14 protein-coding genes and 1 pseudogene are annotated in these 12,309 nt (G+C 70.9%); 10 read left to right on the top strand and 5 right to left on the bottom strand.

Features of this window, described 5'->3' with window-relative positions; translation table 11 throughout:
• Window positions 1-33 precede the first annotated feature (33 nt).
• Both J7E94_RS00105 and J7E94_RS00100 read left to right on the top strand, forming a co-directional pair.
• Window positions 34-762: a DUF3558 family protein gene (locus J7E94_RS00105; protein WP_215011069.1), complete on the top strand. Its 729-nt coding sequence runs from the start codon at window positions 34-36 to the stop codon at window positions 760-762.
• 119 nt (window positions 763-881) lie between these two features.
• Window positions 882-2,213, top strand: coding sequence for a DUF2637 domain-containing protein (locus J7E94_RS00100; RefSeq protein ID WP_215011067.1), 1,332 nt, complete (start codon window positions 882-884; stop codon window positions 2,211-2,213).
• A 122-nt stretch (window positions 2,214-2,335) separates the two neighbouring features.
• Here J7E94_RS00100 and lysS read toward each other — a convergent pair whose 3' ends face one another.
• Window positions 2,336-4,099: a lysine--tRNA ligase gene (gene lysS / locus J7E94_RS00095; RefSeq protein ID WP_215011066.1), complete on the bottom strand. Its 1,764-nt coding sequence runs from the start codon at window positions 4,097-4,099 to the stop codon at window positions 2,336-2,338.
• Window positions 4,100-4,230: 131 nt separating this feature from the next.
• On the opposite strand from lysS, the gene argS reads away from it, so the two are divergent.
• The 6 genes from argS to J7E94_RS34005 all read left to right on the top strand — a co-directional run bounded on the left by argS (window position 4,231) and on the right by J7E94_RS34005 (window position 8,843).
• Entirely contained in the window at window positions 4,231-6,012 is a 1,782-nt protein-coding gene (gene argS / locus J7E94_RS00090) for an arginine--tRNA ligase (protein ID WP_215011064.1), read from the top strand.
• Window positions 6,013-6,124: 112 nt separating this feature from the next.
• Entirely contained in the window at window positions 6,125-6,472 is a 348-nt protein-coding gene (locus tag J7E94_RS00085) for a DUF6247 family protein (RefSeq protein ID WP_215011062.1), read from the top strand.
• Window positions 6,469-6,609 (top strand): hypothetical protein, encoded by a 141-nt coding sequence (locus J7E94_RS00080; protein ID WP_215011060.1) that lies wholly within the window; start codon window positions 6,469-6,471, stop codon window positions 6,607-6,609. The genes J7E94_RS00085 and J7E94_RS00080 overlap by 4 nt, the downstream gene beginning before the upstream one ends.
• 208 nt (window positions 6,610-6,817) lie before the next feature.
• Window positions 6,818-8,290 carry a hypothetical protein gene (locus tag J7E94_RS00075; protein ID WP_215011058.1) on the top strand — a complete coding sequence of 491 codons (1,473 nt, stop codon included), beginning with the start codon at window positions 6,818-6,820 and terminating at the stop codon, window positions 8,288-8,290.
• Between the two features lie 68 nt (window positions 8,291-8,358).
• Complete coding sequence (locus J7E94_RS34010) at window positions 8,359-8,547, top strand: hypothetical protein (protein ID WP_251055889.1); 189 nt, start codon at window positions 8,359-8,361, stop codon at window positions 8,545-8,547.
• A gap of 77 nt (window positions 8,548-8,624) precedes the next feature.
• Window positions 8,625-8,843, top strand: a complete 219-nt coding sequence (locus tag J7E94_RS34005) for a hypothetical protein (RefSeq protein WP_251055888.1) — start codon at window positions 8,625-8,627, stop codon at window positions 8,841-8,843.
• 75 nt (window positions 8,844-8,918) lie between these two features.
• On the opposite strand, the gene J7E94_RS00065 is transcribed toward J7E94_RS34005, so the two are convergent.
• A complete protein-coding gene (locus tag J7E94_RS00065; RefSeq protein ID WP_215011054.1) occupies window positions 8,919-9,248 on the bottom strand; it encodes a hypothetical protein in 330 nt (109 codons plus the stop codon).
• Window positions 9,249-9,629: 381 nt separating this feature from the next.
• On the opposite strand from J7E94_RS00065, the gene J7E94_RS00060 reads away from it, so the two are divergent.
• Window positions 9,630-10,025: a hypothetical protein gene (locus J7E94_RS00060; RefSeq protein ID WP_215011052.1), complete on the top strand. Its 396-nt coding sequence runs from the start codon at window positions 9,630-9,632 to the stop codon at window positions 10,023-10,025.
• Window positions 10,026-10,126: 101 nt separating this feature from the next.
• Window positions 10,127-11,095 (top strand): hypothetical protein, encoded by a 969-nt coding sequence (locus J7E94_RS00055; RefSeq protein ID WP_215011050.1) that lies wholly within the window; start codon window positions 10,127-10,129, stop codon window positions 11,093-11,095.
• Here the strand turns inward: J7E94_RS00055 and J7E94_RS00050 are convergent.
• The 3 genes and pseudogenes from J7E94_RS00050 to J7E94_RS00040 all read right to left on the bottom strand — a co-directional run.
• The gene (locus J7E94_RS00050) at window positions 11,092-11,244 is read right to left on the bottom strand and encodes a hypothetical protein (RefSeq protein ID WP_215011048.1); all 153 of its coding nucleotides are present in this window, start codon (window positions 11,242-11,244) and stop codon (window positions 11,092-11,094) included. The genes J7E94_RS00055 and J7E94_RS00050 overlap by 4 nt on opposite strands.
• A gap of 101 nt (window positions 11,245-11,345) precedes the next feature.
• A complete protein-coding gene (locus J7E94_RS00045; RefSeq protein WP_215011046.1) occupies window positions 11,346-11,618 on the bottom strand; it encodes a DUF1876 domain-containing protein in 273 nt (90 codons plus the stop codon).
• A gap of 71 nt (window positions 11,619-11,689) precedes the next feature.
• A pseudogene (locus J7E94_RS00040) lies at window positions 11,690-12,309 on the bottom strand (hypothetical protein); the annotation flags it as partial.

The following is a 12,309-nucleotide window of genomic DNA, read 5'->3' as shown; positions in this document are numbered from 1 at the left end:
CCGAAGCAGACCCACACACGCACTGAAGGAACCATGCACCGATCAGCCTCGCGCCTCACCCGCGTTCTCGCCTGCGCAGCCGTCCCGGTGATCCTCACCGTCGCCGGGTGCTCGTCCGATTCGGGCAAGGCCTCGGGCTCGGACGGCGGCAAGAAGTCCGATTCCTCCTCGTCCGCCAAGCCCAGCGCGAAGCCCTCCGCCACCCTGGAGAAGGCGGCGTACGCCACGCTGCCCGACCCCTGCAAGGCGCTCCAGACCGGCACGGTCGACACCCTCGTGCCGGAGGCGAAGGACAAGAACGGCACGGCGACCAAGTCCAACGACCTGACGAGCCGCGCCAGCTGCTCCTGGAACGGCCTCGACGAGGACGGTCTCAAGGGCTCGCAGTACCGCTGGCTCTCCCTCTCCCTCTTCCGCTACGACTCGCACGCCTCCCTCGGCAGCGCCAACAAGCGCGCGGAGGAGCAGTACACCAAGCAGGTCGAGGCCGCGAAGGTGACCGAGGGCGCGCAGAACCTGAAGGCGGAGGACGCGGGCGGCATCGGCGACCAGGGGACGTCGGTCGTCTACAGCGTGAAGAAGGACGTCGACTTCTTCAACACGACGATCGTGGCGCGCAGCCAGAACGTGGTCGTGACCCTCGACTACAACGGTGCGGCGTACGAAGGCGCCGGCGCCCCGGACCAGGCGAAGCTGCTCCAGGACGCCATCGCCGCGGCGAAGGAGGCCGTGGCCTCGGTCGACGCCGCCAACAAGCAGTAGGAGCCTGCGCAAGCACTGACACCGCGCCACCCGTACGCTGTGCCTGCCGCAGCTGGGCAAAGGCTCGGTAAGTGCTCGGTAAGTGCTCGACAAGGGGAGGGGATCGCGCGGTGGCCGCGATGCAGCTGACTCGTACGCACCGGATACTCATCGGCGTCGTGGTCGCCGGAGCCGTGGTCATCGCGGGCATCGGCTTCGCGGGCTCGTACGCCGCGGTGCGCGCCCTCGCACTGCAGAAGGGCTTCGGCAGCTTCTCGCTGGTGTTCCCGATCGGCATCGACGCGGGCATCTGCGTCCTGCTCGCGCTGGACCTGCTGCTGACGTGGATCCGGATCCCCTTCCCGCTGCTGCGCCAGACGGCGTGGCTGCTGACGATCGCGACGATCGCCTTCAACGGCGCGGCGGCCTGGCCGGACCCGCTGGGCGTCGGCATGCACGCCGTGATCCCGATCCTGTTCGTGGTCACGGTCGAGGCGGCCCGGCACGCGGTGGGCCGCATCGCGGACATCACCGCGGACCGGCACATGGAGGGGGTCCGCATCACGCGCTGGCTCCTCTCCCCCGTCCCCACCTTCAAGCTGTGGCGCCGGATGAAGCTGTGGGAGCTGCGCTCCTACGAGCAGGCGGTCGGCATGGAGCAGGACCGGTTGATCTACCAGGCGCGGCTCCAGGCACGCTACGGCCGCTCCTGGCGGCGCAAGGCCCCGGTGGAGGCCCTGATGCCGCTGCGGCTGGCCCGGATCGGCGTCCCCCTCTCCCAGACGGCCCCGGAGGGGCTGGCCGCGGCGGGCATCAGCCCGGCGCTGCTGCCGCCCGCGTCCGAGGCGCTCCCGGCCGGGCAGGAGGGCGGCGCGGCGGCCGGTCACGCCCTTCCCGGCGCCGGTCCGGCGCTCCCCGCGGGCTCCGAGCCGCAGCTGCTGCCCGGGCAGACGGCAGCGGCCGGGCAAGCGGCTGCCGCGGCCCATCCGGTTGCGGTGCCCGAGCCCGCCGCCATGGCGCAGGCCCCCTTCGCGGTGGACCCGACCGCGATGCCGGCCGCGCACAACAGCGCCTGGTTCGCGGCGCCGCGGGCCCCGCAGGCGGCGTACGAGGGCGGCTACCACCCGCACGTGGTGGAGGGCCTGGAGCCGACCCCGGTGATGCCCCCGACCGGCCCGGAGCCGGCGGAACTGGTCCAGCAGTCGGATCTCCCGATACCGACCCCCCGCCAGGACGACTACGTACTGGACTCCGACGACGAGGAGACGGTGAAGTTCGCGGAGGCGGCGTACGAGGTCTTCCGCTCCCACCTGGAGGAGAACGGCGAGGTCCTGACCGCCGAGCAGCTCGACATAGTGCTGTCCGACCGGTACGGAGTGGTGCACCCGCGCAGCGCCTCGCTGATCCGCAAGATCTTCCCGCAGCTCAAGCAGCGCTACCAGACCGAGCTGGAGAACGAGCACATCGCCTAGCCGCGGCAAGCGGCAAGCGGCAAGCGGCAAGCGGCAAGCGGCAAGCGGCAAGTGAAAGGTCCCCCACCCCTCGGGGTGCGGGACCTTTCACATGCCTGCGCGGGTCACCCGCCCGCGCGGGCTCAGACGGCGAGCAGCTTGCGCACCCGGTCCGCGCCCACCGCCAGCAGCAGCGTGGGCAGTCGCGGCCCGGTCTCCCGGGTCACGAGGAGCCGGTAGAGCAGCGCGAAGAAGGTCCGCTGCGCGACCTTGAGCTCCGGCGTCGGCTTGGCGTCGGGCTCCAGGCCGGCCATGACCTTCGGGACGCCGTAGACCAGCGTGGTCAGCCCGTCGAGCGACCAGTGCGAGTCCAGTCCCTCCAGCAGCAGCCGCAGGGACTCGCGCCCCTCCTCGTCCAGCGAGGACAGCAGCTCTACGTCGGCCTCCTCGCGTACGAGGGTCCGCTGGTCGGCGGGGACCTGGGTGGTGATCCAGTTCTCCGCGCGGTCCAGGCGCGGCCGTACCTCGTCGAGCGAGGTGAGCGGCTTCTCGGGCTCCAGGTCGCTCAGGATGCGCAGGGTCTGCTCGTCGTGCCCGGCGGTGATGTCGACGACGGACGCGAGGGTCCGGTACGGCATCGGGCGCGGCGTGCGCGGCAGCTCGCCGGCGGCGGTGCGCACGGCGCGGCTGTGCGCGGCGGCGTCGGCGGGCAGCACGGAGCCGTCGGCGACCTTGGCCTCCAGCTTGTCCCACTCGTCGTAGAGCCGCTGGATCTCCTGGTCGAAGGCGATCTTGAAGGACTGGTTCGGGCGGCGGCGGGCGTACAGCCAGCGCAGCAGCTGCGGCTCCATGATCTTCAGCGCGTCGGCCGGGGTCGGGACCCCGCCCTTGCTGGAGGACATCTTCGCCATGCCGCTGATGCCCACGAACGCGTACATCGGTCCGATCGGCTGCTCGCCGCCGAAGATGTGCACGATCTGGCCGCCGACCTGGAAGGACGAGCCGGGCGAGGAGTGGTCGACGCCGGAGGGCTCGAAGACCACGCCCTCGAAGGCCCAGCGCATCGGCCAGTCGACCTTCCAGACCAGCTTGCCGCGGTTGAACTCGCTGAGCTTGACCGTCTCGGTGAACTCGTCCTCGGTGCAGACGTAGGTCATCTCGGTCGTCTCGTCGTCGTACGAGGTGACCTTGGTGAAGTCCTTGCCGCACGCGCCGCAGTACGGCTTGTACGGGAAGTACCCGCCCTCGCCGGTGCTGCCGTCGTCCTCGGCTGCCGCGCCGGAGCCCTCGGCGGCCTCCAGTTCGGCCGCGTCGACCGGCTTCTGCTGGGGCTTCTTGCCGCCCGGCTTCTGCTTGGTGCGGTACTGGTCGAGGACGGCGTCGATGTCGCCGCGGTGCTTCATCGCGAACAGCACCTGCTCGCGGTAGGCACCCGTGGTGTACTGCTCGGTCTGGCTGATCGGGTCGTACTCGACGCCCATCTCGGCCAGCGCCCCGACGAAGGCGGCCTTGAAGTGCTCGGCCCAGTTCGGGTACGGGGAACCGGCCGGGGCGGGGACGGAGGTCAGCGGCTTGCCGATGTGCTGGGCCCACGACTCGTCGATGCCGGGGACACCCGCCGGGACCTTCCGGTAGCGGTCGTAGTCGTCCCACGAGATCAGGTGGCGGACCTCGCGGCCCCGGCGGCGGATCTCGTCCGCGACCAGGTGCGGGGTCATGACCTCGCGGAGGTTGCCCAGGTGGATCGGGCCGGAGGGGGAGAGGCCGGACGCGACGACGACAGGTTTGCCGGGTGCCCGTCGCTCCGCCTCGGCGATGACCTCGTCCGCGAAACGGGAGACCCAGTCGGTCTCGGTGCTGCTCTGAGCCACGACACGTCCTTCTACTCGAATGCTGGCTTCAGCCATTCTCCCAGACGTAACGAGCCCCTCCGCGGTTGTTTTCTCCCGCGAAATCGCAGGGCCCCGCATGGGATACTCGGGACTTGTCGGAACAACCAAGTGCACCCACCGGCACAACCTCACAGGAACGGCAGCTCATGGCCTCGGTCCCTTCCCTCGCTTCTTCCGTCAATCAGCGCGTCGCGGACGCCCTCGCCTCGGCCCTGCCGGAGGCCGGTGGCGCCGACCCGCTGCTGCGACGAAGCGACCGGGCCGACTTCCAGGCCAACGGCATCCTGGCGCTCGCGAAGAAGGCCAAGGCCAACCCGCGCGAGCTGGCGACGACCGTGGTCGAAGGCATCCCGACCGGTGACCTGATCCGGGAGATCGAGGTCTCGGGCCCCGGCTTCCTCAACATCACGATCACCGACAAGGCGATCATCGAGACCCTCGCGGCGCGGGCCGGCGACGACCGGCTCGGCGTGCCGCTCGCGGCGAACCCGGGCGTCACGGTGATCGACTACGCCCAGCCGAACGTCGCGAAGGAGATGCACGTCGGGCACCTGCGCTCCGCCGTGATCGGCGCGGCGATGGTGGAGATCCTGGAATTCACGGGCGAGAAGGTGATCCGCCGCCACCACATCGGCGACTGGGGCACCCAGTTCGGCATGCTCATCCAGTACCTGCTGGAGCACCCGCACGAGCTGGACCACAAGGGCGGCAACGACGCCGACAAGCAGGTCTCCGGCGAGGAGGCCATGTCCAACCTGAACCGCCTCTACAAGGCCTCGCGCGCGCTCTTCGACTCCGACGAGGAGTTCAAGACCCGGGCCCGGGCCCGGGTGGTGGACCTCCAGGCCGGCGAGCCGGAGACCCTGGCCCTGTGGCAGCGGTTCGTGGACGAGTCGAAGATCTACTTCTACTCCGTCTTCAACAAGCTGGACATGGACATCAAGGACGCCGACGTGGTCGGCGAGTCCGGCTACAACGACATGCTGGTCGAGACCTGCAAGCTGCTGGAGGAGTCGGGCGTCGCCGTCCGCTCCAACGGCGCGCTGTGCGTGTTCTTCGAGGACGTCAAGGGCCCGGACGGCAACCCGACCCCGCTGATCGTGCAGAAGTCGGACGGCGGCTTCGGCTACGCCGCCACCGACCTCTCCGCGATCCGCGACCGGGTGGGCAAGCTGGGCGCCACCGAGCTGATCTACGTGGTCGACGCGCGGCAGTCCCTGCACTTCAAGATGGTCTTCGAGACGGCGCGCCGGGCGGGCTGGCTGAACGACGAGGTCAAGGCCGTCCAGCTGGCCTTCGGCACCGTCCTCGGCAAGGACGGCAAGCCGTTCAAGACCCGTGAGGGCGAGACGGTCCGGCTGGTCGACCTCCTCGACGAGGCCGTCGAGCGCGCGACCGCCGTGGTCCGGGAGAAGGCCGAGAAGGTGGGCCTGACGGAGGCGGAGATCGTCGAGAACGGCCAGTACGTGGGCATCGGCGCGGTGAAGTACGCCGACCTGTCGACCTCGGCCGCGCGGGACTACAAGTTCGACCTGGACCAGATGGTCTCGCTGAACGGCGATACCTCGGTGTACCTCCAGTACGCGTACGCCCGGATCAAGTCCATCCTGCGCCGGGCGGGCGACCGCAAGCCGGTCGCGCACCCGGAGCTGGAGCTGGCCCCGGCCGAGCGCGCGCTGGGCCTGCACCTGGACCAGTTCGGCGAGCTGATCGCCGAGGCGGCCGCGGAGCACGCCCCGCACAAGGTGGCGGCGTACCTCTACCAGCTGTCCTCGCTGTTCACGACGTTCTACACGGAATGCCCGGTCGTGAAGCCGGAGCCCGAGCTCGTGGTGGGCGAGAACCGCCTGTTCCTGTGCGACCTCACGGCCCGCACCCTCACCAAGGGCATGTCCCTCCTCGGAATCCGCACCCCCGAGAAGCTCTGACATCCCACGCGGAGGCCCCCGGCGCACCCGCCCCGGGGGCCGCCGCGTTTCCCGGACCGGCCCACGCCGGACGGCTAGGGTGGAGGGCGTCCGATCCGAGGAGGAACCGGAAATGACGACCGCGACGCCTGCGCCTGGCGGATCAGTGCCGCCGATGCCGGAGTACACGCCGAAGGCCCTGCGTGCCGCCATGGCCGCCCGCACCCCGGCCCTCTTGCCGGACTTCGACGCCGCCTGGCGACAGCAGATCGCCGACGCGTACGACATCGGGCCCGTCCCCGCGTTCATGGCCCGCTGGTGGGGCGAGTACGCCCTCGCGCGCGACCCCGAGCTGGACCGCCGCGTCAATGATCTCGAAGCTCGGGCAGCCGAAACCACGGACGCCGAAGCGGCCCGCAAGCTCCTCAATGAGGCCTCGCGCATCCGCCACGAGCTGCGCGCGCTGGAGCCCGGCGAGTGAGCGAGGAGTTCACCGGGCCGCCGTGGGCCGTGGACTGCACGCACGACGCCGAGAAGTACCGGCTCGGCCTCGCCGACAGGGCCCGCGAGGCGCTCTGGGAAGCCCTCTTCGAGTTGCGCACAGCTCGCAACCCATAGAGCCGGAGCCCGAGCTCGTGGTGGGCGAGAACCGTCCCTCCTCGGAAACGCACCCCCGAGAAGCTCTGACCCCGGCGCATTCCACGCGAAACGTACGGCCCCGGCAGCTGCTGCCGGGGTCGTATGCGATTCGTGATCTCCCGGCCGCCCAGATTCCCTTCAGTCCGTCTAATCTGATCACGTTCAAAAAATCAGTGGGGGGAACGAAGTGAAGAAGATCAAGCGCATCGCCGCCATGGCGGCGGTCGCCGTGGCCGGTCCGACGGCCCTGCTGTCCACGCCCGCGATGGCCGCCGACCAGCCGGCCGTGATCGTCCCGGACACCGCGCCGAAGGAAGACGCCGCGCCCGTCACCGGTGAGGCCGGGAAGACCCCTGAGACCACCGCCCCGGTCGTCGAGGCGCCCGCGCCCAAGCCCGTGGGGCAGCAGCCCGCGCCGGCCGCACCGAAGACCGGGCAGCCGGCGAAGGACGCCAAGGCCGCCGAGGACAAGCAGGACGAGCAGGACGCCGAGTCCGACGGGATCCTCATGGGTCCAGAGGTCACGCTGGCGGGCATCCCTAAGGACGGCTTCAAGGCCGACGGCAGCTGGACGACGCTGAAGGTCAAGGTCGACAACTCCGGCCACACGGCGGTGCCGAACTACACGCCGAACCTGACCGTCTTCCAGGAGGACGACAAGTTCAAGGCCTCGCAGGTCAAGGTCGAGTGGCGGGTCGGCAACCAGTCCTGGCAGGCCGCCCAGCCGATCCAGACCCCGGAGCTCGGCCCCGGCCTCCAGTACGCACTCGGCACCACCCCGAACCTCGCCAAGGGCGCGGTGCAGACCGTCGATGTCCGCATCAGCTTCGCGGCGGACAGCCCGGTCGTGGCGTTCGAGCTGTCCACGGACGGCCAGAGCCGCACCGCGAACGGCACCAATCACTCCCCCGCCAGCTGGTACACCGCGAAGATCAGCGGCGCGACGGGGGGCGACGAGGAACCCGCGGTCGTCGACGGCCCCGAGCTGACGGTGAACGGGGTGCCGGAGACCATCGCAGTGGGCGGCGGCTGGACCACCCTTTCCGTCCACGTCGACAACTCGGGCAAGGAGGCGCTGAAGGACTTCTACCTCGGCCTGGTCCTGGCCCGCCCGGACTGGGTGTCGATGCAGGCGGACCAAATCAAGGTCGAGGTCCTGAGCAAGGACCTGGACGGCAAGGCCGGCTGGCACGAGACCGAGCTCCGGTCCGACGAAGGACCGTACATCGGCCTCGACCTCGCCGGCGGTCCCGTCAAGGCCGGCCAGAGCTTCGACGTCCAGGTGCGCGTCCGGTTCACCGCCGACGCCCCGACCGGCGATCTGACCTTCCGCTCCTTCGGCATGGCCCCGCTGGGCGAGGACTACGAAGACGGCATCGCGATGTCGCGGTCCACGCCGCAGCTGACGCAGCTCGTCGCCGCCACCCCGGAGACCAGCGACGAGGGCGAGACCGGCAACCAGCCGAAGCCGAACGGCGACGCCAAGCCGATCGTGGACACCACCGGCGGCAACACCACCGCGGGCAACACCGGCGGCGAGCTCGCCGCCACCGGCGCCGACGCGGCCACCAGCTGGGCCCTCGGCGGCGCGGGCGTGGCACTGGCCATGGGTGCCACCCTGGTCGCCGGCACCGGCCGTCGCCGCCGCACGACGGCCTGAGCCCAGGCCTCACCCGTGTGAGGGGGCCCACAGGGAATGTTTCCCCTGTGGGCCCCCTCTCTTCTCACATGAAGACCACGACACGACACCGCACCGGGCTCGCGCTGGCCGGACTCCTCGCCGCCGACGGGCTGTTGCACCTGTACTGGGCCACCGGCGCGACCTGGCCCGCCGCCGACAGCCGGTCGCTCTCGCTCGCCGTCCTCGGCATCGAGACCTCCTTCGCGCCTCCCGCGGCCCTGCCCCTGGCGCGCTGACCCTGGCCGGGGCGGGCGCCGTCCTCGCCCACTCCCGCGGGCGCGGCGGGCTGCCCACCCGGGCCGTCACCGGCGCCGTGGCCGCCGGGATGGGCGTACGGGCCCTCGCGGGGCTGGGGTGGGCCGCCGGGCTGCTCGACAGCCCGCCCGACAGCCCCTTCCACGCCCTCAACCTCGTGCTCTACCCCCCGGCCTGCCTGGGCTTCGGCTGGGCCGCGGCCCGCCTGGCGCTGGCACCGGCCGGGCATCACCGGTACGGCCCGGTTCGGGCCGGGCGGGCCGGGCGGGCCGGATGACCCGTCGGGTCGGCGGGGAGCGTGTGCGCCGACCCGTCCGGAGTGATGGTGCCCCTCACGGCCGGCCGGGGGGCTTCACCTCTTCCCGCGCCCGCATGCCGTCAGGGCGGCGACCCCCTCCGGCGAGCCCTTCAGGTCGAGGCGTTCCATGTCGTGCCGGGCGGTCTGCGGATCGGGATCAGGGAACTCCGCAATGCCGTTGGCCCGCATGCAGGCGGTGAAGTCCCTTGCCTCGGCGTGCTGTTCCGCGGTCACCGGCGTCACCGGCACCAGGCTCTCGCAGGCGCGTTCCGCTTCCTTGACCGCGGCCGGATCCGCCGTGGAATCGTCCACAACCGGAATCCCCGACGGGGTGTCCTTCATCGGCAGCCCCTTTTCCTTCAAGCATTGGAAAAAGGCGGCCATTTCGGGGAGGACCGTGCCCTTGGGCGGCCGGGACGGCGAAGCGGAAGGCGCGGCCGACGACTGGACGGAGGGCGGAGCCGAGGCCGGTGCCGAAGCTGAACCGGAATCCCCACCGGAACAGCCGGACAGCGGGAGCAGGAAGGAGAGAAGGGCGGGGGCGGCCACGGATCGGGCCCAACGACATGGCACAGCGAGCCTCCTAGGGCGCCTTGTGTGTTCGCACCATAAGCCAAAGAATCCCCAAAGACCCTGGAGTCAGGGACAGTTGCGGCAACCGCCCGGTCGTGATCGACTTCTCCGCGGTCAGCGCCCGGTCCCCCGCAATGGCCGCCGCCATACCGACCATCAAGCTCACGACGATGTGAATGAAGGGCATTCCCGATGAAGCTTCGCACTTCACTGCGCGCCGCGGTCGCGGCCGGCCTGATCCTCGCCACCGTGGGAATCGGTGCCGGTTCCGCCTCCGCCACCGAGAAGGACGGCTGGCTCACCGACGGGGAGTTCGGCCTGTTCTGCTACAAGAACCAGACGAACGCGGTCTTCGACCTCTACGGCTCCGACAGCAACTTCGGGGACGACTTCTTCAAGGGCTCGCAGAGCTGCGCCAACCAGCTCGTCGACAACTACACGGAGTCCTACCTGAACAAGGACGTCTACGCGTGGACCGTCTACACCGGCTGGGCGGGCCAGGGCTACAGCGCCACCCTCCCGGTCGGTGCCCGGGGCAACACCACCTCGACGTTCACCAACACGATCTCCTCGGCCTTCTTCGTCTAGGCGCGCACGCACGAAGCGGCAGTTCCGCCTCCGCCGCCGGGCGGGGCTGCCGCCCCCCGCACCGCAGCCGCCCCCCCCTGCCCCCGCCCTCCGGAGTCACCATGTTCCCGCCGCGTCCCGCCCTGCCCGCCCTGGCGGCCTCCGCAGCCGCCCTGGCGCTCCTGCTGGCCGGCTGCTCCTCCTCCGACGGCGGCAACAGCAGCGGCAGCGGCGACTCCGGCAAGGAACCCGCGATCGGCACCGTACCGACGCTGCTCGCGAGCCGGGACCTCGCCTTCCCCCTGGACCCGTACATCCCGGACCCGCGCCAGCGCGGCCTGCTCGATCAGGCGCAGGACGTCCTCGTCGACCAGTGCATGCAGCGCTACGGCTTCCGCTACCCGCTGCGGCGCCAGGCCGACCCGGCCGCCAAGAAGGACAACGCCCGGCGCTACGGGGTCTCCGACGCCGCCGAGGCCGAGCGGATCGGCTACGAGAACCCGGCGGCGAAGGCCGCCCAGCGGCAGCCGCAGCCCCCGCTCGGACCCAACGAGAAGCTGGTGCTCCACGGGCTGGACGTGGACCCCTCCAAGCCGGTCCCGATGAGCCAGGAGGAGGCGGAGAAGTCCGACGTGGCGACCACGGTCGTCGGCGGCCAGAGGGTCCCGGCGGGCGGCTGCCTGCGCGAGAGCGCCCTCAAGCTGTACGCGCCGTCCAAGGACACGGTCGACCTGATGGTCCCGCAGAACTTCGGCTTCGAGGCCTTCGCCCGCTCCCGCGAGGACAGCCGGGTCCGTACGGCCACCACGTCCTGGAGCGAGTGCATGGCCAAGCACGGCTACGCCATGAACAGCCCCGTGGACCAGCCGCCCGGCATCGACGACGCCAACATCAGCAGCCCACAGGCCATCGCCATCGCCAAGCAGGACGTGGACTGCAAGAAGCAGACCAACCTGGTGGGCACCTGGTACACCGTCGAAGTCGCCTACCAGAAGCGGCTGGCCGAGCAGAACGCCGAGACCCTGGACCGCGTGAAGAAGCAGCTGGACGAACGCCTGCGCCTCGCCGCCTCCCTGACCACGGCCGGCTAGCCGCCCGCCCCGCCGCGCCGCTCGTCGATCAGTTCCGCCAGGCCGTCCAGCAGGCGGCCCAAGGCGTAGCGGAACGGGAAGCCCGGCTCGCCGGAGCAGCCCAACGCCGAGGACTCCAGCAGCCGCGTCAGGGCCGGGTGGGTGGGCATCACGGCCCCTCGCCCTGGTCCTGACGGCCGTCCTCTTCCGCCACCGGACGCGGTAGCGGGCGGCCCGGACACCGCCCGGACCGCCCTGCCGCGGACGTGGATCAGTGGCTCAGCGGATAGGAGTGCCGGCCCGTCACCTCGTCGATCTCACCGTGTGCCTTCATCAGCAGCTGCGACGCGAGATCCATGAGCGCCCGGGCCCCCGCGATCTCCTCTCCGACCCTCAACTGCTCCGGGTCGGACGGATGACGCAGGGCGTAGCCGCGCGCCTTCACCTCAGTACCGTCACCGAGCCTGACCATGGCCGCCGCACTCGTGCGGTGGCCTTCCTCGGTGAACTCCAGCTCCACATGCCACCCGACCAGCGTGGACATGGTGCATCACCTCCAGGGGTCACCCTTTGACTTCCAGGGTGCGCCCGCGATGCCCCGTACGCGAATGCTGGCTAGCGCAGGTACGGCGCGTACCTGTCGATCATGAGGTAGCTCTCGACCTGCCGGGCGACGTCCATGGAGACGATCATCGCGAGGCCGGCGGCCATCAGGATCCCGGGGGCACTCAGCGGGTCCCGCGCTCCGATGCCCAGCGCGGTCAGCGCCGCCATCGGCAGCAGCACGATCACCCCGGAGTACAGGGCGTTCCACCAGGCCATCCGCGCGCGGACGGAGCCGAGGTAGGCGGCGGTCTGCGGGCCCGGAGCGATGCCCGGGACGAAGCCGCCCTGCCCCCGGATGTCACGGGCCACCTCCTCGGGGTCGAGCACCCGCAGCGCGCAGCAATACATGCCGAGGACGACGGCCCCGAAGGCCGCCGCGAGGTACCAGGGGCCGGACAGATGCCACAGCCACGCCGGCGCGAACACGGCGAGGGACGCCCAGACCATCGGGTTGTAGCCGGCCTGGTCGAGGCGAATAGGGATGTGGACGGTGTCGGTGGCGTGCCGCCAGCGGCCCGTCATCCGCTTCGTCCGCTGCACCGGGATGCGCCGCTCGGCGTGCCGGGCGGTGAGGACCGCCAGGACGACGACCAGGGCCACGGCCGGTACTAGGGCCTGTTCTCGGTTGT

The organism is Streptomyces sp. ISL-94 (genome assembly GCF_018614075.1).
In the GTDB taxonomy this organism is placed as follows: Bacteria; Actinomycetota; Actinomycetes; order Streptomycetales; family Streptomycetaceae; genus Streptomyces.
Note: the sequence above shows the minus strand (reverse complement) of the source record. Positions and strands in the feature narration are given on the sequence as shown.